At 62.9% G+C, this 23635-nt stretch carries 25 protein-coding genes; 9 read left to right on the forward strand and 16 right to left on the reverse strand.

Annotated features, from left to right (window positions below; translation table 11 throughout):
- Positions 1–108: 108 nt before the first annotated feature.
- From ASD76_RS18310 to ASD76_RS11490, 6 genes are all read right to left on the reverse strand, one after another.
- Positions 109–318, reverse strand: a complete 210-nt coding sequence (locus ASD76_RS18310) for a hypothetical protein (RefSeq protein ID WP_156457692.1) — start codon at positions 316–318, stop codon at positions 109–111.
- Positions 319–721: 403 nt separating this feature from the next.
- Positions 722–1294 (reverse strand): outer membrane protein, encoded by a 573-nt coding sequence (locus tag ASD76_RS11470; RefSeq protein WP_055923202.1) that lies wholly within the window; start codon positions 1292–1294, stop codon positions 722–724.
- 247 nt (positions 1295–1541) lie between these two features.
- Positions 1542–2162: a response regulator transcription factor gene (locus tag ASD76_RS11475; RefSeq protein ID WP_055923203.1), complete on the reverse strand. Its 621-nt coding sequence runs from the start codon at positions 2160–2162 to the stop codon at positions 1542–1544.
- Complete coding sequence (locus ASD76_RS11480) at positions 2155–3303, reverse strand: sensor histidine kinase (protein WP_082553801.1); 1149 nt, start codon at positions 3301–3303, stop codon at positions 2155–2157. The genes ASD76_RS11475 and ASD76_RS11480 overlap by 8 nt, the downstream gene beginning before the upstream one ends.
- Positions 3304–4630: 1327 nt before the next feature.
- On the reverse strand, positions 4631–5965 hold the full coding sequence (locus ASD76_RS11485) for an MFS transporter (protein WP_055923205.1): 1335 nt from the start codon (positions 5963–5965) through the stop codon (positions 4631–4633).
- A gap of 98 nt (positions 5966–6063) precedes the next feature.
- Entirely contained in the window at positions 6064–6597 is a 534-nt protein-coding gene (locus tag ASD76_RS11490; protein ID WP_055923206.1) for a hypothetical protein, read from the reverse strand.
- A 244-nt stretch (positions 6598–6841) separates the two neighbouring features.
- On the opposite strand from ASD76_RS11490, the gene ASD76_RS11495 reads away from it, so the two are divergent.
- On the forward strand, positions 6842–8038 hold the full coding sequence (locus ASD76_RS11495; protein ID WP_082553802.1) for an alpha/beta hydrolase-fold protein: 1197 nt from the start codon (positions 6842–6844) through the stop codon (positions 8036–8038).
- A gap of 28 nt (positions 8039–8066) precedes the next feature.
- On the opposite strand, the gene ASD76_RS18315 is transcribed toward ASD76_RS11495, so the two are convergent.
- Together ASD76_RS18315 and ASD76_RS18320 are read right to left on the reverse strand one after the other, a co-directional pair.
- On the reverse strand, positions 8067–8786 hold the full coding sequence (locus ASD76_RS18315; RefSeq protein ID WP_235506697.1) for a DUF1971 domain-containing protein: 720 nt from the start codon (positions 8784–8786) through the stop codon (positions 8067–8069).
- A gap of 280 nt (positions 8787–9066) precedes the next feature.
- Positions 9067–9651 carry a hypothetical protein gene (locus ASD76_RS18320; protein WP_156457693.1) on the reverse strand — a complete coding sequence of 195 codons (585 nt, stop codon included), beginning with the start codon at positions 9649–9651 and terminating at the stop codon, positions 9067–9069.
- Between the two features lie 201 nt (positions 9652–9852).
- Here ASD76_RS18320 and ASD76_RS11505 point away from each other — a divergent pair, with 201 nt between their 5' ends.
- Complete coding sequence (locus ASD76_RS11505) at positions 9853–10425, forward strand: cupin domain-containing protein (RefSeq protein ID WP_055923207.1); 573 nt, start codon at positions 9853–9855, stop codon at positions 10423–10425.
- Between the two features lie 467 nt (positions 10426–10892).
- On the opposite strand, the gene ASD76_RS11510 is transcribed toward ASD76_RS11505, so the two are convergent.
- Both ASD76_RS11510 and ASD76_RS11515 read right to left on the reverse strand, forming a co-directional pair.
- Positions 10893–11219 (reverse strand): hypothetical protein, encoded by a 327-nt coding sequence (locus tag ASD76_RS11510; RefSeq protein WP_055923208.1) that lies wholly within the window; start codon positions 11217–11219, stop codon positions 10893–10895.
- A 97-nt stretch (positions 11220–11316) separates the two neighbouring features.
- Positions 11317–12639, reverse strand: coding sequence for a cation:proton antiporter (locus ASD76_RS11515; RefSeq protein ID WP_055923209.1), 1323 nt, complete (start codon positions 12637–12639; stop codon positions 11317–11319).
- A 237-nt stretch (positions 12640–12876) separates the two neighbouring features.
- Here ASD76_RS11515 and ASD76_RS11520 point away from each other — a divergent pair, with 237 nt between their 5' ends.
- Genes ASD76_RS11520 through ASD76_RS11535 form a run of 4 tightly spaced genes read left to right on the forward strand, consistent with a single transcriptional unit; the run spans position 12877 to position 16481 of the window.
- A complete protein-coding gene (locus ASD76_RS11520) occupies positions 12877–13392 on the forward strand; it encodes a hypothetical protein (protein ID WP_156457694.1) in 516 nt (171 codons plus the stop codon).
- 29 nt (positions 13393–13421) lie between these two features.
- Entirely contained in the window at positions 13422–14498 is a 1077-nt protein-coding gene (locus ASD76_RS11525; RefSeq protein ID WP_055923211.1) for a HupE/UreJ family protein, read from the forward strand.
- Between the two features lie 3 nt (positions 14499–14501).
- Complete coding sequence (locus ASD76_RS11530; RefSeq protein ID WP_162249668.1) at positions 14502–15527, forward strand: MBL fold metallo-hydrolase; 1026 nt, start codon at positions 14502–14504, stop codon at positions 15525–15527.
- A 12-nt stretch (positions 15528–15539) separates the two neighbouring features.
- Entirely contained in the window at positions 15540–16481 is a 942-nt protein-coding gene (locus tag ASD76_RS11535; RefSeq protein ID WP_082553803.1) for an MBL fold metallo-hydrolase, read from the forward strand.
- Here ASD76_RS11535 and ASD76_RS11540 read toward each other — a convergent pair.
- The 4 genes from ASD76_RS11540 to ASD76_RS11555 are packed head-to-tail and all read right to left on the reverse strand — an operon-like array spanning position 16478 to position 20299.
- Positions 16478–17101: an ATP-binding cassette domain-containing protein gene (locus ASD76_RS11540; protein ID WP_055924196.1), complete on the reverse strand. Its 624-nt coding sequence runs from the start codon at positions 17099–17101 to the stop codon at positions 16478–16480. The two genes, ASD76_RS11535 and ASD76_RS11540, sit on opposite strands and share 4 nt — an antisense overlap.
- Positions 17091–17792, reverse strand: coding sequence for a molybdate ABC transporter permease subunit (gene modB, locus ASD76_RS11545; protein WP_055923214.1), 702 nt, complete (start codon positions 17790–17792; stop codon positions 17091–17093). The genes ASD76_RS11540 and modB overlap by 11 nt, the downstream gene beginning before the upstream one ends.
- Positions 17789–18553 carry a molybdate ABC transporter substrate-binding protein gene (gene modA / locus ASD76_RS11550; RefSeq protein WP_055923215.1) on the reverse strand — a complete coding sequence of 255 codons (765 nt, stop codon included), beginning with the start codon at positions 18551–18553 and terminating at the stop codon, positions 17789–17791. Before modA ends, modB begins: the two co-directional genes overlap by 4 nt.
- 48 nt (positions 18554–18601) lie before the next feature.
- Complete coding sequence (locus tag ASD76_RS11555; RefSeq protein ID WP_055923216.1) at positions 18602–20299, reverse strand: CHASE domain-containing protein; 1698 nt, start codon at positions 20297–20299, stop codon at positions 18602–18604.
- Positions 20300–20509: 210 nt separating this feature from the next.
- Between ASD76_RS11555 and ASD76_RS11560 the strand changes: the two genes are divergently transcribed.
- From ASD76_RS11560 to ASD76_RS11570, 3 genes are read left to right on the forward strand one after another with little or no spacing between them, the layout of a single operon-like run.
- Positions 20510–20707, forward strand: a complete 198-nt coding sequence (locus ASD76_RS11560; RefSeq protein ID WP_055923217.1) for a NepR family anti-sigma factor — start codon at positions 20510–20512, stop codon at positions 20705–20707.
- Positions 20704–21330 (forward strand): sigma-70 family RNA polymerase sigma factor, encoded by a 627-nt coding sequence (locus ASD76_RS11565; RefSeq protein ID WP_055923218.1) that lies wholly within the window; start codon positions 20704–20706, stop codon positions 21328–21330. Before ASD76_RS11560 ends, ASD76_RS11565 begins: the two co-directional genes overlap by 4 nt.
- A gap of 21 nt (positions 21331–21351) precedes the next feature.
- Complete coding sequence (locus ASD76_RS11570; RefSeq protein WP_055923219.1) at positions 21352–22521, forward strand: AI-2E family transporter; 1170 nt, start codon at positions 21352–21354, stop codon at positions 22519–22521.
- A 2-nt stretch (positions 22522–22523) separates the two neighbouring features.
- On the opposite strand, the gene ASD76_RS11575 is transcribed toward ASD76_RS11570, so the two are convergent.
- Both ASD76_RS11575 and ASD76_RS11580 read right to left on the reverse strand, forming a co-directional pair.
- Positions 22524–22886, reverse strand: coding sequence for a hypothetical protein (locus tag ASD76_RS11575; protein ID WP_055923220.1), 363 nt, complete (start codon positions 22884–22886; stop codon positions 22524–22526).
- 93 nt (positions 22887–22979) lie between these two features.
- On the reverse strand, positions 22980–23603 hold the full coding sequence (locus ASD76_RS11580) for a superoxide dismutase (RefSeq protein WP_055923221.1): 624 nt from the start codon (positions 23601–23603) through the stop codon (positions 22980–22982).
- Between the last annotated feature and the right edge of the window lie 32 nt (positions 23604–23635).

Here is a 23635-nt window from a genome sequence, read left to right on the forward strand (position 1 = left end):
GAAGGTCAAACCCCTCGGGTCGTTCGGCTCGCCATGGCTAACGACCCCGCGGACCGGCCTTCTGGCTGAATCGCCGCCAGCGGAATGGACCAAAGCGGCCGGAGCGCATCAAGCGCTTGGTCCAACTCTGCCCCAACGGATCACTTTGCGCAGTTCGACATGCCTTCCGGCTGCCGAAGGAAAGCGTTCGTTGAATTTCTGAGACAGCACCTGCCAGGCGATTTCGTCATCCGGGAATTCGCCGGATTCGAAACCCCGAACTTCATTGCCCAATTCATAAGAGACAAGGTCTTGTTGCCTTTTAACCGATGTAGACACGGCCGATCCTCAATTCTGCACTTCACCCGTAGGGTACGCCGGTAAGAGCACGCGAAGGCCCCGACGTGTCTTTCTTCGAGCTCAACCGGTTCGATGGAGCATGACTTTGATATCGGTTCCGTCTTCGGGATTCTGTACGCAAATCTCCGTAGATAAACTGTTGAAATGGATTGTTTCCGGCCGAGTGTCTGCGGAACGCCAAGCCCAAATAGAAATGCCGCGGCGCCCTTTTCGGGCGCCGCGGCGAACGACCACACGCAATCAAGTCAGGCGCTGCCCCCCCCCCTTCGTCCAGCGGGACAAACACCGGCGGCCGGTCCGGCCGCACTAGTGGTCACAACTCGACGCGTGCGGTGTTGAGGACGCGGTCCGAACGAAAGGGCCGGACCGCGCCCCATGGAGCCTAGAAGCGCCAGCCGAGCGTGGCCACGACCTGGTGGCGCGACAAGCCAGCTTCATAGTTCGAGTAACGATACTCAGTGCCGAGATAGGCGTTGTTGGTGACAAGGTACTGCGCACCGAGGCCGGTCCGGAAGCCTTCCGCAGAAGCGGAGTCCTTTTCGGAAACTCCGTCTTCCGTCACGACGCTCGTCAGACGGGCGTTGGTGTAGCCAACCTTTGCATAGAGCGAGATCTTGTCTGAAGCTTGCGTGGTAAAGCGGGCGCCGACGTAGAGATCGCGGCCGAACAGCAGCGAAGCGCCGTCCTCATCATCGCTAAATTTCCAACCGGCGTCGCCGTCGGTGATTTCGGCGTCGATACCGATCGCCAAGGCGTTTGCGACGACCGTATCATAGCCCACACCCAGACCAAAAACTACGCCGTCGGCTCCGTTCTGGGCGTCATCGAGCCCGTCGATGCTCGGCTTGTCCCAGCCGACAACTCCCTCGATCCGGGGACCCGAAGCCGGATTGGCAAATGCGGGCGTGGCGATCACAGCCGCAAAGGCGGCGGCAACAAAAAGCTTCGAATTCATGGAAATCCCTTACTCTTAACAACGGCGCGATCGGCCCTGAGCTCAAACGCTGATTCGAGATCGCGACGGAGCGGCGATATGAAGAGCGGACATCCAGCTACCAATAAGTGTGTTCCCGTAGACGCCTTGGCATTCGATGACTTGACGGTGGCGGATCAGCGATGCCCGGCCCCAGCGAGCATCAGACGGCGGCGGGAACCCCACAATACGCAAGCTTTCCGGATCACCCACCGCCGTGCGTGAACCTTCACCCGGACTCGAATTTCTCAGTCGCTGCAAAAGCGAGACGAAGTGCTTCGGAGAGACTTTTGACGCCTAGTTTGGACATGACGTTGGCCCGGTGAATTTCCACCGTCCGCGGACTGATGCCGAGGTCATGGGCGATGGCCTTGTTCGGCAGCCCTTCGACCATGCCGTTGAGCACGTCACGCTCGCGAGGCGAGAGTATCTCCAGCTGCGCCGCGGCTTCGGTTGACCTGAGCCGCAAGCGGTCCGACTTTTCGAGCCGCAGCCAGCCTTGCTCCAACGCACTCACCAGCATGGCTTTCTCGAAGGGCTTTTCGAGAAAATCCACTGCGCCGGATTTCATAGCCTGCACAGCCATCGCGATGTCGCCGTGGCCAGTCATGATCACGACCGGCAGGACACTGCCCTTGTGAGCGATCAGGCGTTGCGCTTCCAGGCCGTCAATTCCCGGCATGCGCACGTCGAGCAAGACACAACCTGGAGAAAGCGTGTCTGACTCTTTGACGAATTCGTCGCCGGATTTGAAAGTCGTTACATCGTAGTCGGCGGTACGCAGCATGAATGATACGGCCCGACGAACAGCGTTATCGTCATCGACGAGATAGACTAGTCGCTTAGTCATGGGTCACCTCGGGGAATGTTCCTGTAAGTAGAGTGAAATGAAATGCGGTCCCGCCCAGATGAGACGGCCCCGCCCACAGTTTGCCCCCGTGAGATTCGATGATGGCGCGGCAGATCGGCAATCCGAGCCCCATGCCGTGCCGCTTTGTCGTGTAGAATGGTTCGAACAGGCGCTCCCGCACGCCGGGCGCGAGGCCCGGGCCGCTGTCGGCCACGGTTATGCGGAGCGCGCCGTCGTCCACCTTGCGTGAACTGATCTCCAGCCGCTGAACCGGCGAATCCCGCATCACTTCGAGCGCATTGCGGATCAAGTTCTGCAGCACCTGATGGATCTGCGTGCGATCGATCACCGCACGGTCCATGCTGGGGTCGAGATTGAGTTGCAGATGGACGTTTTTCGTAGCTGGGCCAAATTGGCCCAGCACCGTCACTTCATTGACGACATCGGCGATGCTCTCCACGCCCTTTTCGGATTCACCTTCCATGATGAAGTCGCGCATCCGGCGAATGATCCGCCCTGCGCGGATGGCCTGTGTCGCGGCCTCATCCAGCGCTTCGCGCATCATGGCCCGGTCGAGATCAGCAGCCTCAAGCAGATCGCGCGATGCTTCCATGTAGCTCGCAATGGCCGTCAGGGGCTGGTTGAGCTCATGCGTCAATGACTGCGCCAGCGTGGTGACCGCGCTCATCTTGGACACGTGCTCGAGCTGATCGCGCAACTCATGCAGTTCCTGCTGCGCCTGCTGGCGCGACGTGATGTCGTGCAGAAACCCCGTGAACACGACCCCCTCGGGAGTTCTGGCTTCACCGATGGTCAACTGGACCGGGAAAACCTTGCCATCGCGCCTTTGCGCGACATCGACGCGGCCCAGCACGCGGCCAAGGCCGATGCGATTGGGCCAACCCACACGGATATTGCGCCTGAGGTAGGCGGCATGCCGATTGCGATCTGCCTCCGGAAGAAGGATCTTGACGTGCTTGCCGACTACTTCCCCTTCGCTGTAGCCGAATATGGATTCAGCCACGCTATTGAAGGACACAATCATTAGACGACGGTCGAGCACGATCATCCCTATTGGCGCACTGGCCAATAGGGACCTCAAGTAATTAGTGTTGTTCAAGCGTTTCATTTGAACCGCCATTGATTGCTTTCATTCGGAGATGAATCGAACATTTTCAGTCTCTCGTTGGTTTGGCCGACGCTGAATCGATCAGGCACGCAGCATCTGATCGAATCGGGCGGCAAAAGTCGGCTGAGCGCCCCACGTGCCCGCGCCATATCTTGGCGCTAGCCTCGCTGAATATAGGCATTTTTACGTATGCCGAACGAAGAAGGCCCTCTACAAAAAGACCTACTGGAAGCACCCCCGATGCCGCAGCAATTGCAAACACGTCATTGGCATTTCACCAACGATTCATGGGTGACGTTATTCAAATATGGCTGATCTAGTCGCCACGACATCTTTATTTCAAGATTCACATTAACGCTAGATTATCGAACCTAATCGAAATCATTACGAATAGTTAATGGATTTTTCATGGAGAATGCCGGGGCGCGGCACAGGACTATTTCGCTTCCTGTTGAAGCGGCCAAAGCCTCGCTCAGCGAGCGACTGCCTCCCGGCTCTTCGCGGTGTGGCGCGAGAGGGGCGGTTGAGCGAAGGCGATGCTACGTAGCCGGAGGCCGACTACGTAGAAACACCTTACGTATCATCACTTATTGAGGGTCAGGGGAGCCACGGACATAACGACATGGCATCCCCTTCGACCCCAAGACCCGGGGGGTGCACTACCCCTGGGGCGTCGCCGCGAGACCATTTTGGCGGCGCCCCACTTTTTGGCGACCCCTCGACCGAGGCCGACACTGCCGTCCTTTTTGGGCGTTGGCAATTGCTTTCTTGTCAGTGCGGTGCTATTTTTGTGCCGTTAACTCAAGGGTTTGACGTCGTTTGTGACGCAATCCGCTTGCAGGACGGTCCGGAACCTTCAGGCATGATATAGCGTGGCAAGGTACGGCCGCTGGCGATCGTCGCGATTTGCTCCAACCCATCGGACGTTTGGCAATCTTCAGCGCCGCTCGCTCACCATGCCAAGCAGGCTTTGGAGCCCACGCTTGGTCACCAGCCGCGCACCTTCACGGGAAGCGCATCGGCGACGCCAATTCCGCATCTGCTGCTGGCAGCGAAGGAGGTTCACCCCGACTTCAATGCCAACGACCCATCCCATCGGTCGGGGAAATTCCTTCAGCCGGTCAGGGAGTTCACTGATGCCTTGAAGACAAAAAGGGGCGTAGGCCGATGGTTGCGGAAAGTCGTCTTCAAAGCGGCGACTTCAGGACCCATCATGCCGGAGCCTCCTCCCAACTTCTCGCCGGCATGAAGTACCGCCCCGTCAAACGGCCTATTGCAGGACGGCCATGCGACGGGGCGGTGCACTTTTAGACTTCACTCGTTCTGGCGTCGCGGTGGCTCAGTGAAATGTCACGTCCGCAGTCCGCACGACGGCTCGCGCCCGCCCGGCTGACAGCGCGAAGACGCACAGCAACAGATAGCAGGCAGCGGGCACTACGAAGCTGGCGACATATCCCGCGTTGTCCGACACCGCGCCCACCAGCAACGGCAGGAATGCGCCGCCGACGATCGCCGTGCACAGGAGGCCCGAAGTCGCCTGTTCGCTTGCCGTCGAACGCTCGAGCGTGAGCGTGAAGATGACCGGGAACATGATCGAGTTGAACAGGCCGATGCTCAGCGCCACGAATCCGGCGGTGACGCCTCCGATGACGAAGACATAAGCACACATGCCCGCGGCGATGGCGGTGAATAGCGCCAGCAGCCGCCAGGCGGAGAAACGTGCCAACAGCGCCGAACCGACTGCCCGGCCGACCATCGCACCACCCCAGTAGAACGCCACGGCCTTGCCGGCTTCCTGCAGGCTGACGCCAGGCACGCCGTCGCTGCCCATCGCGTGGCCGAGCAGCGGCACGCCGAACGGCGCGTCAGAGCCACCCCAGATGCCGTCCGAATTCAGGAACAGCGCCATCTGCGTGCCGATCGACACTTCGGCCCCGACGTAAAGGAAGATTGCCGCACCTCCGAGCAACGCCCACCTGGAGGCGATCGCGTCAGAGATCATCGCCCCGATTCCGTGGGACACAGCTGGTTCCGGCGCAGCGGCCGCCACCGTCTTGCGGTTGAACCAGAAGAAGGCGAGCAGCAGCAGCAGCAAGCCGCAAATCCAGAAATAGGCCCGGTCGATGCCTGCCAGCGCGGCGTCGCGCACCTCCGGCGTGATCGCGGTGCCTTCCTTCACTTCCACCCCTTCGAGGAACAACACCGCGCCGAGGAACGGGCCGATGAAAGTGCCGAAGCTATTGAAGGTTTGCGATAGCGTGAGGCGGAAGTGGCTGCGCTCTGGAGGGCCGAGGGCCGCGGCCAGCGGATTTGCCGCAACCTGCAGGATGGTGATGCCGCTCGCCAGCACGAACAGGCCGACGAGCACGAGCGTGTAGATCGCCAGGTTGGCCGCCCCGAGCATGATCAGGCAGGCAACCGCCATCATCCCCAGCGCGAGCAGGATCGCCGGCACCGGCTTCACCCGCGAGATCAGCGCCGCAGCTGGAAACGACACCAGACCATAGGCGATGAAGAAGGCGAATGCGGAAAGCTGCGCCTGCACGTCGGTGAGCGTGAAGATGCCCTTCACCGCCGCAACCAGCGGATCGATCAGCGAGGTGATGAAACCCCAGGCGAAGAACAGCGTGGTCACGGCAATAAAGGCCGCGCGCACCGTCGACTTGTTTTCCATTTTCCCTCCCCAAGCGGATGGCTTTCCTTACGCGCGCAGCACGCAATCCGCTGCTTTCGTTCGGCGCTTTTCCCCGGACTCAGCGGGGACGCCGGTTGTTATTGCCCCATGTTGACCACGATCAGAGGTCCAAGATCGACCGTCTGCGCCGCCGTCGCCAGGTGGATCGTCGCGTTGAGCGAGCCTGCGGCCTGATCCTTGGCCGCCTTGCCCTTCACTTCGAACATCTTCCATTCCGGCCCGATAGTCGCGGGTTCGACAAACAGCGCGGTATAGGGCGCCGCCGAAATCTGCACCGCGTTGTAGGGCAGGACCGTTTCGGTGGCGCCGTTCTCGCCCTTTTCAAGCCGTGCCCAGAAGGCGAAGATCAGCGAGTCGCCAGCCTTGACCGGCTTGTCGATCGTCGTCTGCACCGCAACGTCCCACGGGTTCGCGCCTTTACGGCGGACCGCGATCCGTAGGGCCTGTCCGCCTTGTACTGCAGGATCCTCACGCAGCTTGGCCGACGCGCCCGTGACTTGCGGATTGCCCGGGTCGTTGATGATCTTGCTGGCCAGATCGTCCTGGGCCGTGGCCGGTCCCAGAAAAAACAACGCCAGCACACAGCCGATAATGGCAGCCCCTCGTTTCATAATCACCTCCTCCTCCACAGCGGAGTAAATCACGAAAAGATAGCGCTCACAACGCCCCCTATGCGTGTCAGCACCGACTGGCCGCTTGCCTTTCCCCCGATTGTGGACAACGCTGTCTCAAATTGAGGGGTCGAGGAGGAGGGGCCGCGTGCCGCGCGCCTTGGCGCACTCACTAGCAACGCATGAACGTCGAATATCAAGGCGCCGAAAGTGTGCCAGGACTTCCAGGGAGAGCATCGCCACCATGAACAAGACTGCCTGCATCGCGCTATTGGCTACCACACTCGCCGCGGCCCCTGCCCTCGCCCAGCCAGCGCCCTCATCCCAGCCCGCGAGTTGTCGCCCGCAAGGCATGTTTGCCGCGGCGGCCGGCTACAAGTCGGTCGAGCAACTGCCCGACGGCAAGGTGACCTTTCGCATCTGCGCGCCTGAAGCGCAGGAGGTCCGCGTCACCAGCAACGACATCGACGAGGCGATCCCGATGGGTATCCAACCGGGCAGCACCCGTGGCTTGCCGATGACCAAGGATGCAACTGGCCTGTGGACCGCGACAACCGCGGTGCCCGTCCCCGCCGACAACTACCGCTTCGCCTTCCAGGTCGACGGCGCCAAGGTGCCCGACCCGCAAGGCACGACCTTCAGCCACGAGCGCGTCGGCACCAACTCCACCTTCGAGGTGACCGGTCAGGCCGGCGAATTCCAAGCCTATGATCCGGGCATCCCGCACGGGACTGTGAGCCGGATCGAGTACTGGTCTTCTGCAATCGGAGCCAAGCGCGGCGCCTATGTCTACACCCCTCCGGGCTACATGAAGGACAGCGCCCGCTATCCAGTGCTCTACCTGGTGCACGGAGCGGGCGACAGCGCCGACAGCTGGACCTCGGTCGGCCACGCCAACTACATCCTCGACAACCTGATCGCGGCCCAGAAGGCCAAGCCGATGATCGTGGTCATGCCCTTTGGCCACACGCCCGACCGTCCGGGCACCAACATGCTCGCCAACACCGATTTCGGGGACGACCTGATCAAGGACCTGATCCCCTACGTCGACGGGAACTTCCGTACGCTCGCCAACCAGCAGAGCCGCGCGATGGCCGGCCTATCGATGGGCGGATCGCACACCATCCGCTATGGCCTGACCCATCCCGAGTTGTTCGACTACATCGGCATCTTCTCGATGGGCTTGGGCATGCAGGGTCCGGCTGACGTGACGGCCTACGAAACCGCCAACGACGTCGCGCTGAAGAAGGCGGCCGCGGACCTCAACCTGGTCTACTACGCGATGGGCAAGGACGATTTCCTCTACGGCACCGTCGCCCCGACCCGGGCAATGTTCGCCAAGTACGGGATCGAGGATGTCTACAACGAGACCGGCGGCGGCCACACCTGGATCAACTGGCGCCGTTACCTGACCGACTTCGCGCCGCGCTTGTTCCAATAAGGCGGTCCGACGCGACGATGCCCTCTTCTCATATGGGAGAGGGCATTTCATCGCGCTGGAGAAACTCGACATGAAATCGGACCTGCCCCAGCGGTTCGACATGATGGAGGATCGTCGGCTCAACTAAGCCCGGATCGGTTTCCGGCGTCAGGATCCGCTCGATAAGCGGACGGCGATCGTCCGTGACCAGAAAGCGGAGCTTGCCTTGCTCCACATGAATCAGGCCCCAGGTGCCTTCCTTGGTCGCGTGGTCCTTGAGCAGGCCCGCGGGAATGCTGTCTTCGGTATAGGTCGCGGTGCGCTTGTAGGTACGGAGCCCGTCCGGAGGGCCCAGGATTCCGTGTTCCCTCAACAGGGTTTCTTCGTCACCCGTCACCCAACCGAACACCTTCGGTTCCCCCTCGAGCGTCCTGACGAAGTATTGGACCTCGAAGTCGATCGCCACATCCGGCTGATCCCAGCGGGCATAGGTCGCCGTCCAGCCAACGTGGGCCAGGCAATGAAGATCGTCGATTGGTGAGATGCGGACTTCGCGGAGATGCATGTCCTTCATCCCGATCGTCCGATAGCGGGCATAGCCCTCCGCCATGGCCAAAGCGAACTTGTCGTCGTTCTTCCCGGTCATCACACCGCCGGGGGCAGCTCCAATGAACTCGGGCGCGTAGAGCGAGACGACTTCCTCAAGATCGACGACGCCGCTCAAGGCCCGATTGAACGAGCCTTCGTAACGCTCGAAGAGTTTCCTCACTTTGGCTTCCATCGTCCTCCTTTCAGGCCGTCATGGCCGGGCGGAAATGGGGCGTGGTTCCTCCACAGTGACGCAACTGCAAGGCGACGGCAATGGACTTGCCGTCTCGGCTAGACTGACTCGCCCTTCTGTGACGCTCAGACGAAGCTCACTGCTGCGGTTGGACGGACAAGGAGGCACTGGCCTGCCAACCGATAACGTCATGGCAAGTCATGAGCCCAAGGGCGAAATCGCTCGGTGGCCGCGATGGGTGGAAAGCGGACGTTGGGCGGCCTGTGCCTTATGTGAAAGGGACTCCGTCGCACTCATCATAGCGTTCGTGGACACTCATCCATTCGTCGACCATTCTTTGAGGTGGGGGCGATACGCGAACGATCCTGGAAGCAAAGAACTCGCGAGGGTAACTGCCCAGGTGCCCAAATGCCCCTTCGGAAACCGTAACCCAACCTTCCGCTTCAATGCTTGCCAAACCCCTGTGGAGCAAGGAATCATCTCCCGGACAGTCCACGTAATTGTGGCCCAGTTGCGCATCAAACTCGTTGCCGCAGCCTGTTCTAGGGCAATTAAACCAAGCCCGCTTGTCCTCAGAGTTCTGTTGCCCCGGAACGCTCGGGAAGTCCGGACTTTGGAAGTTTGACGCTTCGAATCCGGTCACCAGCACGCCTGAGAAGGTCCTCTTTGGGCCGACGATCGCACAACCCAAACGATCGGCATCAATTTCATTGGGACGTGAGAAATTTGGAAGGCCGACTTCGCACATCGACTTTAGCATCGTCGTGCGATCAATTTGATACCACAGCACCATCGCCGTGCCGACAAGCACGACCGCCGCCAAAGCTGACGCTAACCACCACCTATTCAGCACGACGTTGCGGTCCTCACGTGGCGATCTTAGGCACGTGGCCAATGACCGCAATGGGTCGCTAGCTGACTGTCCGCTTTGGGTAGACCCAGTTTCAGGCACTCGGCGGTCAGAATGACCTGGATGGTTGGCGGACGCAGCCGGCGGCGGATTCGCATCCTCCAACCGAAATCGCTATGAAGTCGCCTCCCGGGGAATGGGGACATGGCGATGACAACGATTACGCGACGCGGCGCGGTGGTTGGCTTCTCAGCGCTGGTGGCCGGATCGGCGGCAGTCGGTCAGGCATCGCTGGCCAGCCATCTGCATCCAGCGGCAAGTTCGACGCAAAAGGAAGGGGAGGCGTTCAGGTTCCTCGCCCTCAAGATGTTCCTCGAGGCCAGTAGCGAGGACACCAACGGAGCGACGGCCGTCTTGCGGATTTTTGTGCCGCCAGGAGAAGGCGCGGCGCCGCATGTGCATTCGCGCGAGGACGAGGTCTTCACGATCGTGCGCGGCCACTATCGCTTCCGCCATGGCGACGAGGAGGTCGACGCTCCGGCAGGAACCGCACTCTTCATGCCGAAGGGCATACCCCACACTTTTCGCAACATCGGCACCGAGCCCGGCGAACATGTGCTGACGCTGATCCCCGGCGGACTGGAGAAGATGTTCCGCGAGGCCTCGGACGCTGGCCTGCAGATGCCGCGTGACAGGGAGCGATACACCGAACTGGCGGCCAGATATGGTGTGCGGACATTGCCGCCAGATTCACTGCCGTTTTCCCCGGGCGGTTGAAGGGTCTGCCCCCGCGCCATGTCGTCCGTTCGCGTCCTCACGGCTTCCTTGCTGGTGCTCCGGGCATCAACGGCAACTTCGACGTCGGCGAAAGCCGAAGAGTTCCCTGGCGCGGAAGCCATTCAGGACACATTGCGACGTCCCCGCATCGAGTCCTGCGACGAACTCACGTGCTACTATCGGCTCGGAGACTGGTATTCGGTGCGCAGTATCCGTTGCGAAGCGCAGGTTGAGGATCGAGTCCGCTGTTCCTACGAGCGCACAGTAAATCGGCCGTGGGAAGCCTTGGTCCTACCGCCTGACGTCCCGGCACCACCCGCCACGCCGATCTGGGCTGCCGTTGAAACAACATTCAAACGTATAACTGAGAGCAGCTGGATGGTTGTCGCGGACAGCGAGGACTGACCGCATTGGTTGTCCGCGGGGTGGAAACCGGACATTGGGAAATGGTGCGGACGGGGTGCAGTCTAGAACTTGAACCGCGCGCCGAAAGGCGTGATCTCGACCGGACCTACATGAGCTGTCAAAGCCTTCTTCAGCTTTTCCATCGGACCTGGTGACGGCGGTGGCTGAGCGTCGGGCATCCTTTGTGGATCGCCATCAATTTGCGCGCAGACCACGATTTCGTCGCCGGTGCTCGGCTCGGGGACGCAAGGTTGGGGCGCGAGAACGTCGATAACGACCGTGCCGTCCTCACGCACGGTGGTTCGTTGGACGGCCGGTTCACCAGAAGCGGCCTCGGCTGAAGCAGCTTCGTAACCGATATCGATAGGGATCCGCACCGCATCGTCCATCGCCGGTCTCCCGCCTTGGCCAGCGGAACCTACTTAGCCATGCTGATATTGCCCATCAGAAAGTGCGGCCGCTGGGGGCGATCTGCATCGTCAAGGGTCACCGAAGGCGCGACGGGGCCAATTCGAGCTTTCCACGCTCTTCCTCGTCCTCGTCCTCGTCGTCATTGAGCTGGCCCAGCTCGCCACTGGCACGGGCCTTTCGGCCGTAGACCAACTCGAACAGCGGCGAGGCCATCAGCGTGGTCACGATCGCCATCACCACCAGCATCGAGAACAGCGCCGGTCCGATGATGCCTCTCTGCAGGCCGATGTTGATGATGATCAGCTCCATCAGGCCCCGCGCATTCGTCAGCGCGCCGACCGCCATGGCCGTCGGATTGTCCTGCCCGGTGACTCTCGCCGCAGCCCAGCAGGCGAGAGCCTTGGCGGCGATCGAGCCCACCAGGATCACGCCGGCAATAGCCGCCAGGTCCAGGCTGTTGACCATGGTCAGCTGGGTGTTGAGCCCGGAGAAGACGAAGAACATCGGGACCAGCAAGGCGATAGTGAACGGCTCCATCTGCCGCTTGATCTCGCGCGTGAGCAGGCCTCGGGGCATGGCTACGCCAAGCAGGAACCCGCCGAACACCGAATGCAGGCCAGCGGCGTCCATCGCCCAGGCGCTCAGCCCGAACAGCATCACGACGACCGCCAGCAGCGGTGGGGTCATCTTACCCTCGCGTTCGGCCCAGCGGGCGAGCGGGGCGAACACTTTGGGTCCGAGGAGGATCATGAAGGCGGCGAACAATCCGCCGCCCACTATCGCCTTGAGCGCGACTTCCGGTCCGCCCCCGAAGCTGGCCAGGACGATCGCCAGCACGGTCCAGGCGCCTGCATCGTCTATCGCACCCGCCGACAGCGCCAGCGAGCCGAGCGGTGTCTTGGTGAGGCCGCGCTCCTGGATGATGCGCGCCAGCACCGGGAACGCGGTGATCGATATGCACGCCCCGATGAACAGCGTGGCCTGGAGGCCGGAGACGCCCTCGCCGAACAGATCTAGGTTCAGCAGCCACGGCGTCAGCGCGACCGCAACGAGGAACGGCGCGAACATGCCGGAGAACGACACCGCCACGGCGCTCTTGGCATTGTCGCGGAAATGGTCGGTGCGGAAGCCGAGGCCGACCAGGAACATGTAGAGCCCGACGCCAAGCTGCGCGCAGACGTAGAGGACGGGCTTGCTGTCGGGCGGAAAGACGGTCTGCTGCAGCTCCGGCGCCAACAGGCCGAAAAGCGATGGCCCGAGGATCACCCCGGCAATCATCTCGCCGATCACCTGCGGCTGGTCGAAGAACCGTTTCACCACCCACCCCATCGCGCGGCACGCGGCAATGATGACGAATATCTGGAGAAAGAACGCGACGCTCAACTCGCCAAGACTCATGGCACCCCTCCGCACCCTCTTTATGGTAGCGTTATCATCGCGTCGGGTGCGGCGACAACAGGCAATGCGCGAAGGTCCACAATGGGTGGAAAGCGGACCTGAAGTTGTCAAACCAATCAACTTCCAACGCACTTTCCCCCCTTGATACAAGGCCTCCTCTTCGGCATCGGCAACGCCAACGCGCGATCGGAATGGCGGGACACTCGCCGCGCAAAAAAAATACGGGGGAATGGGAAGATGAGGGCGATCTATGGTGCTGCTGCGATGCTGGCAGGCTTGGCCGGTATAGTTCCCGTCACTGTCCCCGCTGCCATGGCGCAGGGAACGACCGCCGGTTTTCAGGGCGCGCTCTACATCTTCTTCGATCGCGGGAAATTCCAGGCATGGCAACGCGGCGCGGCCACTTTCGGTGAGGCTACGGTCGTACCGGCGAAACTGGCCGATGTTCCTTTCCTCGTCATGGTCGCAGTTGCTGGTTGCAAGCCTGGTGCGAACGGAAATTGCAATGTGACAGCCGACTACCGCCTGTTCGACCCCAGCGGCAAGCAGGTGGTAGACGATCGCGCGCGGAAGATTTGGACGAAAGCCCCACAGCCCGCCGGCGTTCAAATGTTCAGCGAGGAGCCCGTGCCGGCGATGCTGCAGTCAAGCGATCCCGCCGGAACCTATCGACTACAGATCGTGCTTCACGACAATGTCGCAGACACGACCGTTGAGCAGGAACGAACACTGACTCTGGAAAGCAAGCGGTGAGTAACGCGTGCCATGCGCGCAAAGGTAACATGAACTGGCCTGTGCTGCGCTGGCTCGTCACCCTGTTCGCACTGCTCCTCACCGTGCCCGCCGCGGCACATCCGGTGCCGTTCAGCTACCTCGATCTCGAAGTGCATGACGATGCCGTCACCGGCCGGGTCAGGGCGCACCTGACCGACATCGCGCCGATCCTCGGCATTGCCGATCCGCAATCTCTGCTCGACCCGCAAGTGCAGGCCGCGCGGCGAGTGGAGATCGAACGCTATCTCGCCTCGCACATCGCGTTCGAGAACGACGGATTTGCCCGCGCCGAATGGGGGCCGATCGCGGTGGTCGACGAGAACGAGGCGCTGGAGCTGACCTTCACAATCAAGGGCACTCCCGAAGGGGCCTTGGCGCTCGATACCGACCTGTTCACCACCGACCCCAACCACCAGACTTTCGTCAACGTCTACGAAGACGGGGACTTGCGGCAGCAGTTCATCTTCTCGGACGCCAGCAAGCCGAAGACTTATTACCGCGGGACCACCGCCGGCGCCTTCGCGGTGATGGGGACCTTCATCCCTTCAGGCGTCCACCACATCATGATCGGGCCGGACCACATCCTGTTCCTGGTCGGCCTGCTGCTACTTGGCGGAAGCTTGCGTCAGCTGGTCACGATCGTGACCGCGTTTACCCTCGGCCACTCCATCACACTGACGCTCGCCAGTTTGGACATTCTCAACCCGCCGCCCTGGCTGATCGAGCCGGCGATTGCGCTCAGCATTGTGGTGGTCGGCGTCGATAACCTGTTGCAACGGAGGGGAGAAGGCCGAGATTTGCGTGCCTGGGCGGCGCTTTTCTTCGGGCTGATCCACGGTTTCGGCTTCGCCAACGTGCTCAAAGAATTCGGACTTCCTCAAGAAGCGCTTGGTTGGTCGCTGTTTTCGTTTAATGTCGGCGTCGAATTGGGGCAGCTGGCAATCGTCGCCGTAGTCGGCGCATTGCTGGAGGTGATCCGCCGGCGCAGACCGGCGGCGAGTGGCTGGATCGTAACGATCGGCTCGCTCGTGGTCATCGCAGCGGGCGGCTACTGGTTTGTCGAGAGGGTGTTTTTCGGAGGCTGAATGATGAAGCGGTTCGCAATCCTGGCAACGATCGTGGCTGGCGGCCTCGCTGCCGCAGGTCTTAACGCGCAGGGACTGCCAGGGATCGGTGCGACCGAAAAGGTCTCCGACAACGTCTACAAGATCTTCGGCGCGGGCGGGAACACCACGTTCTTCATCCGCAGCGACGGCGTGGTGCTGGTCGATACCAAGCTCGCCAAGAACGGCGAAGCGATCCTCGCCAAGGTCCGCGAAGTTACCGACAAGCCGGTGACGATGATCATCAACACCCACTCGCACCCGGACCACATGGGTTCGAACGCGGAGATCAACACCGCGCGGGGCAGCGTGCAGATCGTCGCCCACGCGAACAGCGCCACGCGCATGGCCGCGATGCCGGGCACCCCGAAGGTAACGCAGACCTTCACCGACAAGCTGACGCTCGGCAAGGGCGGGGACCAGATCGACCTCTACTGGTTCGGTCCGGCACACACCGATGGTGACGCCTTCGTGGTCTTCCCGAAGGAAAAGGTCATGGCCGCGGGTGACGTGATGGCGTGGAACATGGGCTTGCTGGTCGATCCGATGTCGGGCGGCAGCATGCTCGGCACGGCGGACACGGTCGCTAAGGCCGTGGCCGGGATTCACGGCGTCGACCGCGTGATCGAAGGTCACGGCGATGCGAACACCTGGGCCGGCTTCCTGCAGTACGCCGCCTACACCCGTAAGGTCGTGGAAGTGGCCAAGCGCGCGGTGGCCGAAAACATCGACTACGTGCAGGCGTTCAACAAGTACTTCGCGACCGATCCGGCGATGGCGCCCTATATCAGCGAGGCACTCAAGCCCGGCCTCGAATACGGCGGCACGCCGAAGTCGCGCTCGCTCAACAACCTCTTCATCGCGATGATGGAACTGCGCGGCGAGAAGCCGCCGCTGATCATGGGCGCTCCCCCGCTTCCGGGCCAGCCGCTTCCGACCGGCCCTGGTGGCGGTGGTCCGCGTCCGGCTGGTGGTGGCGGGGCGCCGGCCGACGAACACAATCACCTCTAACGGAGGTCTGACATGAAGCGGTTTGCCATCCTTGCCTCACTCTTGGCGGCAGGGATGGCCGCCGCGGGGCTCCAGGCCCAGGGCGGACCCGGCGTGTCCGACATCGAAAAGGTGTCGGACACCATCTACAAGATCCACGGCGCGGGCGGGAACACGACGGTATTCCTGCGCAGCGACGGGGTGGCGCTGGTCGACACCAAGCTCGCCAACAACGGCGAAGCGATCCTGGCGCAAGTGCGCAAGGTCACCGACAAGCCGGTGACCCTGATCATCAACACCCACTCCCACGGCGATCACGTCGGCTCCAACTCCGAGATCAACCCGCGCGGCGATATCGAAGTCGTAGCCCAGGCCAACACATCGCGGCGCATGGCGGCGATGGCCAACGTCGGTGCGGCCAAGCGGACCTTCGAGGATCGGCTGACGCTGGGCGCCGGCGCGGATCGGATCGAGCTCTACTGGTTCGGTGCCGGTCATACCGACGGCGATGCCTTCGTGGTCTTCCCGGCCCAGCGAACCATGGCGACTGGCGACATCTTCCAACTCCTCGCCATGCCCCGGATCGACCGTGGCTCGGGCGGTAGCGCCCTCGCCCTGCCCGACACACTGGCTAAGGCTCAGGATACCATCAGCGGCGTCGACAAGGTGATCGACGGTCACGGGACCACGGTGCACGACTGGCCCGCGTTCCTCTCATACGTCGCGTTCACTCGCCAGGTGGCCGATGCCGCGCGGGAAGCTGAGAAGGCGGGCCGCACGCCGGAACAGGCCCTCGCCGCGCTCGGAGGCAAGCCGGAACTGGCATCGTTCCTGAGCGCAGAGGTTCCGATCGGCGGCAATGAAGGCAATACGCCACGGGCCCGCGCCCTCAACGGGCTCACCGCTGCGTTCCAGGAACTACGCGGAGAGCCGCCGGCACCTTCGCCGGCCCCGCCTCCACCAGCGAACCGTTAGGCTAGAGTTACAACCTCGCCGGCCAGCCGCTCGACCTCGCTGCGGTCGTGGCTGACCAGCAGGATCGGGATCTTGAGCTCGTCGCGGATTCGTTCGACCAAACCCATCAGAGTCTCGCCCCGCTCGGCATCGAGCGATGCGAAGGGCTCGTCCAGCAGCAGGAAGCGCGGCGCCGACAACAGGGCCCGACCGATCGCCACCCGCCGTATCTCGCCGCCCGAGAGCGTGGCGGGCCAGCGGGTCAACAAATGGCCGATACCGAGGAACTCGACCACTTCCTCCTGCCCGATCCAGCGGTCTGATTTAGGCGCCAGCCGCTCTCCATAAGTGAGGTTTGCGGCCACCCGCATGTGCGGGAACAGTCGCGCGTCCTGGAACACATAGCCGGCCCGGCGACGCTCGGGGCGCAGGTTCACTCCGGATCCGGCATCGAACAGCAGTTCTCCGGCAACCGCGATCCGCCCGCTCTCCGGCCGCCGCAATCCGGCGATGCAGTTGAGCACAGTGGACTTGCCCGCCCCTGAGGGTCCGACGAGCGCGGTCAGCCGAGCCTCGGAGGCAAACGCCAGCTCAATGGTCCGCTCGCCCACAGGGCAGCGCAGATCGACCTCAAAGGACATGGGCGCGGCCCCCACCCGAGCGCCGCACCAGCAGCTCGGAAATGACCAACGCTGCCAGCGACAGCACCACCGAGATCAGCGAGAGCCGCGCCACCTGCAGCTCGGCACCCGGCAGTTGCAGCCCGCTATAGATCGCCAGCGGCAACGTGCGGGTCTGCCCGGCGATGTTAGAAGCAAAGGTGATGGTCGCGCCGAACTCGCCCAGCGAGCGGGCAAAGCCGAGCATGGCCCCCGCGGCGATACCCGGTGCGCTGAGCGGCAGGGTAATGCTCAGGAACGCCCGCCACGGGCTGGCCCCCAGTGTGCGGGCCGCATCGACCAGGCGCCGGTCTACCGCCTCGATCGACAGCCGCATCGCCCGCACCATCAGCGGCAGCGCCATGACCGCCGCGGCCAGCGCCGCGCCACTCCAACGGAACACCAGCACCAGCCCGAACTGGCTCTCGAGCCACGCACCAATGGGGCCGTTGCGGCCGAACAGCACGAGCAGGATCCAGCCCGTCACCACCGGCGGGACCACCAACGGCAGGTGCACGACGGCGTCGAGCAAGATCCGCCCAGGAAAGCGCCTGCGCGCCAGCACCCAGGCAAGCGCGTAGGAAACCGGCAGCGTGATGGCCACGGCCACCAGGCTGACCTTGAGCGACAGGGTAACTACGCCCCATTCGGCGGGCGTGAGCCATTCACTCATTCAGCGATACCGAACCCATGCGAAGCGAAGATCTTGCTCGCCTCGGCGGAGGAAAGGAACCCGAGGAAGGCCTTGCCTTCGGGATTGTCCGACTTGGCCAGGATCGCCGCTGGATAGCGGATCGGCGGATGGCTGCTCTCGGGAAACTCACGCACGACCTCGACCTTGTCCGATGCTTTCGCGTCGGTTGCGTAGACGATACCGAGCTGCGCTTCGCCCCGCTCCACCAGCGCCAGCGCCGCACGCACGTTCTCCGCCGGGACGACGTTGGTAGCTACCGCCTGCCACTCGCCGAGGCTCTCCAGGGCGGCCTTGGCATAGCGGCCGGCCGGAACCGCTTCGGGGTCAGCCAGCGCCAGCTTGCCCGCGCCCAGCGCATCGAGGCTGCGCACGGTTCCGCCCTTAGGGGCGATCAGCATGATGCGGTTGGTCAGCAGGGCGACCCGAGTGGCCGGCTGGATCAGATTCTTCCCGGCAAGATAGTCCATCCATTCCTGATCGGCCGAAATGAACACGTCCGCCGGAGCGCCTTGCTCTACCTGGCGAGCCAGGGCGGAGGAGCCCGCGAAGGACAGGATCGGCGCTGGGTGCCCTTGCGCTTCCCACGCCTTGGCCGCTGCCTCGAGCGATTCTTGAAGGCTTGCCGCCGCGAGCACGGTTGGCCCCTCGGTCGGCTCAGCCGGGCTCCCACAAGCCGCGAGCAGGGGCAGAAGGAGCGCCAGGCAAATCCAGCGCAGCGAGGCGGAAAGGGCCTTTGTCATCGAGCCGCTGTATCGCCAGGGACATAGCACGTCCAGTGCGTGAAATGGTCAGTGCTCGGTGGAATTCGCGCTGACAGCGGCGTCTCGCAAGGGGCCTCTGCCGGCCCGCATGATGAATTCGCTCGGACGGCGCACCGGAATCCGCAACACGCAGCGGACGCCCGCCGGGTCGAACACCAGGTCCACCGGGTTCTTGAGCTCGTGCGCCACGATGCGCTCGATCAAGTCGGTGCCGAAACCCCGACCGCGTTTGTTAGTGACCGGAGGGCCGCCGCTCTCGCGCCATTCGATCCGCACGAGCGCGTCGGAAACGAGGTTCCAGTGCACCGACACTTTGCCACCCGACTTGCTGAGCGCGCCGTACTTGGCCGCATTGGTCGCCAGTTCGTGGGTGGCCAGGCCGAGTGACAGCGCATCGTTGGGGGCGAGCGCAATATCCGGACCGAGCAACTCGATCTCGTGGTCGCCATCCTGCGCGTAAGGGAGCAACTCGGCCTCGACTACTGAGCGGATCGGGGTGGTGCCCCAATCCGACTTGGTCAGCAGGTCATGCGTGGCGGACAGCGCCCGGATGCGGCCGTCGAGGCCGTCGGCAAATTCGTCGAGGTTACCCGCCCGGCGCCGTGTCAGCGCGATGATCGACAGCACGTTGGCCAGCGTGTTCTTCACCCGGTGATTAAGCTCACGCGTCAGCGAGTTGCGGATCGACGCCTGCTCTTCGAACCAGCGGAGCGAGGCCTCGTCCTCGATCGCCTGCTGGGTCAGCATGCGCACGAGCAGCATGAGAAGGCTCGCCACGAGCATGCCGAAGATCATCGTCACCATCGACAACCCGGAAAGGCCGCCACCGTAGGAAGCCGTGACCTGCAGGGTCCAGACATTGTCAGCGATCGAAAGCTCTTCCGCGACCGTGTCCCCCTCCCCGGCCCCGCCGGTGATCGAGGCCATCAGGTTGTTGTCGCCGATGTCGCCGTCATAGAGCCTGACGGAGTAGCTCCCGCCGTCTTCCAGCTCGAGCGCGGACAAGAGGAACTCGCGCGCGTTGAAGGGACTGAAGATGTAGCCTTTGAGGCGCCTGCCGCCCGGTGCCGGCTCGAACACCGGCATCACGATCAGGAAGCCCGGCTGTCCGGTGTCGAGATCCTGCCGCAGCACGATCCTTCCGGTCGCGGTCGGGCGTGCCGTTCGCTCGGCCTCCACTAGCGCAGCGCGCCTGATCGGCTCCGAGAACAAGTCGAAGCCGAGGGCCTGCCTGTTCCGTTCGGTGTCGGGCTGCAGGTAAGTCACGGGGACGGAGAAGGGCTGGCCTCCGGAAGGCCTTGGATAGAGCCGGACCGTGCCCGATCCCACTTCGGACATCATTTGGTCGAAAGCATCGATCTCGTCGGGCAGCACGACTTCGGCCCAGCCGATCCCTTCGGACCCGCGATAATCCTCGTCGAGCTGAAGCTCGCTGACAAACCGGCGGAAACCTGCCGCCGGCACCTCGTCAAGCGTGGCGAGGAGAGCGGCGCCGGCGCGCAAATAGGCGCTGCTGGCGTTGGAGCGACGTTCAAGGGCAGAGGCAACGGCAGCAGCGCGGCTGCGCAACTGGACAGCAGCGCGGGCGTCTTCACCCCGCTCGATGGCGAAGACGCTAAGGACAGTGATTGCGGCAATCAGGACGAAGATGGCGACCGGGACTGCCCGCGGGTAGCGGACAAGCCAGCGCTTGGTTCTGCTTCGCCCGCCGGTGGCCTGCTCCAATCTCGACTCCCCTGAGGCGGTTGTCTGCCGCCCGCTCCCCCATTGCACAGGCATCCCCCCTGTTGGTCCGGACCAACCAGAGAATTCGCGATCGGCCGTTACGAATGGGAACCGGATGCCCCCCCTTTCGTTCCGAACGAGCGCAACAACGCCGAAGCAGATGCACACTTGCAACAGGGGTCGGTGTCAAGGCAATTGCAAGGACGCAACGTGGAGCTGGTGGAAGCATCGATAATGGCTGGCGCTGACAGGACGGGGAAGCCTGTGAAAGGCAAGAAGCAGCATACAAGGAAGCAGGGGCCGGAATGGGCTTCCGGGCTCAAGCAACTCTACGACTCCGTGATCGAGGAACCTATCCCCGACGCGTTCAAGGATTTGCTTGCCAGGCTTGACGACGGGAAACGATGAGCAACGAACAGCGTGTGACGCCAGAACGCAGCGCCGACGAAAAGCGCGCGTTCAAGCGCGACCTTACCGAGGTCGTCCCGCACCTGCGCGCGTTTGCTCGCGGCTTGTGCGGCCGGCCCGACATGGCCGACGACCTGGTGCAGGAAACCTTGCTCAAGGCTTGGGCCGCGCAGGACCGGTTCGAACCCGGCACCAGCATGCGGGCCTGGACCTTCGTCATCCTCCGCAACGCCTATCTCACCGACATGCGCCGCAACCGCTTTCGCGGGGAATATGACGAGACGGCAGCCGAGCGTATCCTCGTCGCGCCCGCCGCGCAGGAAGAACCGATCCACTTGTCCGATATGCACCGCGCCTTGCTGACCTTGCCGCCTGAACGGCGCGAGGCACTGCTGCTGGTCGGTGCCGGCGGCTTCTCTTACGAAGAGGCGGCGCAGATCTGCGGTTGCGCGGTCGGTACGATCAAGAGCCGTGTCGGCCGAGCGCGTGCGGCCCTGACGGTCATGATCGAGGAAGGCTCGATACCCGAGCGTTCGATCGACGACCCAGCCGCGCATCGCGCAATTTTGCAGGAACTTGACGATGTCGCGTCGGGCAAGGGGATTAGCATAGCGACCAAGTAGGGGGGATGCGGGGGCGCTGGGATGACTGATGGCACCGAGGCCGAAGAGGCCGATCCACGAAGCGGTGAAGCCACTCCGAGACGCAAGCGTTTGGCGTTCGCGGAAGAAGAACTGCGGCTGATCTCCGCGCTGGTCGTGCTGATCGCCATCGGGTTGTTCCTGGCGCTGCCGTTCGTGCTGTCGATCGGCTCGGTGGTATTCCTCCCGCTGGTCACGGCGATAATCCTGACCATCATCCTCTCACCGATGGCGGACCGACTGGCACGCTTCGGTTTGCCCAACTTCCTGGCCTCGCTTCTGGCGCTGGCGCTCTTCCTCGTCATCGTATCCCTGGCGCTGACCGCAGTCCTGCGCCCGGCGCTGTCGATGTTCGACGACGTGCCCGCGATGGTCGACCGTATCGGAGAGCATTTCAACGCGCTGCAGGGGAACCTCGCATGGATATCCCGGCTCAATGACAAAGTTGCCGGCCTGGTCGGATCGGCCGGCGGCCAGCGCGTCGTTCTGGCCGAGCCGACGATGCTCCAGCAGCTGGCCTTCGCGACCCCCACAGTAGTGCTCGAGGTCCTGCTTACGCTGCTGATGGCGTTCTTCATGATCGAAGCGCGGGTGCGCATGCGGCGGCGGCTATTGCTCGACCGGCAAGAGTTCGGCGCGAGCCTGAAAGCCGCCCGAGTGATGCGCGACGTGCAGGACCGGGTGGCCGCCTACATCCTGACCGTTGGCCTCATCAATCTCTGTGTCGGGGTCGTGGTGACGCTGGGCGCCTGGGCGCTGGGGATGGATTTCCCGGTCATGTGGGGCGGTCTGGCCGCGCTGCTCAACTTCCTGCCTTACGTCGGGCCCTTGGTCATGATCGGACTGCTGACCTTGTTCGGACTGGGGACGGCGGACAGTCCGTTCGTGGGCCTGGTCCCGGCAGCGGCCTACCTCGGGCTGCACGCCACTGAATCCAACCTCCTGACACCCACGATCCTGGGCGCGCGGTTCACCATGAACCCGGTGCTGATCCTGCTCGCGCTCAGCTATTTCAGCTGGATCTGGGGGGTGACCGGGGCCTTGCTCTCAGTACCGATCCTGCTGACCGTGACCGCACTCATGGAGCACCTCGGCCGGCCCAACATCATCGGTTTTCTGTTCGGAGAGCCGCTCTTTGCGGCCAGTAAGCTCGAACCCAGGGAGCCTGAGTAGGTTCAGCGCCCGGATCGGCGGCTGAGCGCGACCACTGTCGGTCCCGGCTCGAAGGTGCGCACTTGGTCGATAACATCGTCATAAAGCGGCGTATCGAATTCGATCCCGACCGAACCATGGCGAGCCCAGCGGAGCTTCCCTGCAATGGGGCCGATCTCTCCCAGCCACAGCTGCAGCGGATCAGATTTGATCACCCCGATTGCGGAGCCACGCATCATGCAACCGAGTGTGTCGAGATCGGTCAGGAGCACCTCCTGGACCGAGCCGTCGCCAATCTGGCATTTCCCTTCGATTGTCAGGGAATTGCGCTCCCCCGACCGCGAAGTTTCGGGGTTGTTGACGAGAGAAGCGCGCTTGGAAGCCATTGCCGGACGCTAAACGGCGATGATTAAGGTTTCCTTCCGGATCATGGTTGCTCCGGACCGGATTCCGTCCGGCCCGGAGCAACTTGTCCGCTGTTAGGCGTAAGTCGGCGCCGGATAGCTCCAGGTCCCCTCGCGAGCGAGATTTTCCGCCGCGAAGTCCCAGTTGAGGTGCTTTTCGATCAATTCCTTGAGGTAGACCGGGCGCTGGTTCTGGTGATCGAGGTAATAGGCGTGTTCCCACACGTCGATCGTCAGCAGCGGACGGAAGCCCTGGTCGGCCAGCGTATCGCCGTCATGGGTTTCCTCGATCGAGAGCTTGCCGCCCTTTTCGGCGAGCCAGACCCAGCCGCTGGCGAAGTGGCCAACGCCGCGTTCGGCGAACTGCTTGTTGAAGTTCTCGAGCGACCCGAAGGCCTCATCGATCTTGGCCGCAAGGTCGCCGCTCGGTGCGCTCGCGTTCGGCGAGAGCGAATACCAATAGAACCCGTGGTTCCAGCTCTGCGCTGCGTTGTTGAACAGGCCCTGGTTGGTGCCGCGGGCCTTGGCGATGACCGCTTCGAGCGAGGCGCCATCGAGGTCGGTCCCTTCGACGGCCGCGTTGGTCTTGTCGACATAGGCCTTGTGGTGCTTGCCATGATGGAAGCTCAGCGTCTCGGCGGAAATCGCCGGCGCGAGCGCTTCGCTGTCATAGGGCAACGGGATCAGTTCGAAGGCCATGGGAAATCGTCCTCTGATGGATTGGGTCTGGC

The sequence above is a fragment of the Altererythrobacter sp. Root672 genome (genome assembly GCF_001427865.1).
Taxonomy (GTDB): Bacteria; Pseudomonadota; Alphaproteobacteria; order Sphingomonadales; family Sphingomonadaceae; genus Croceibacterium_A.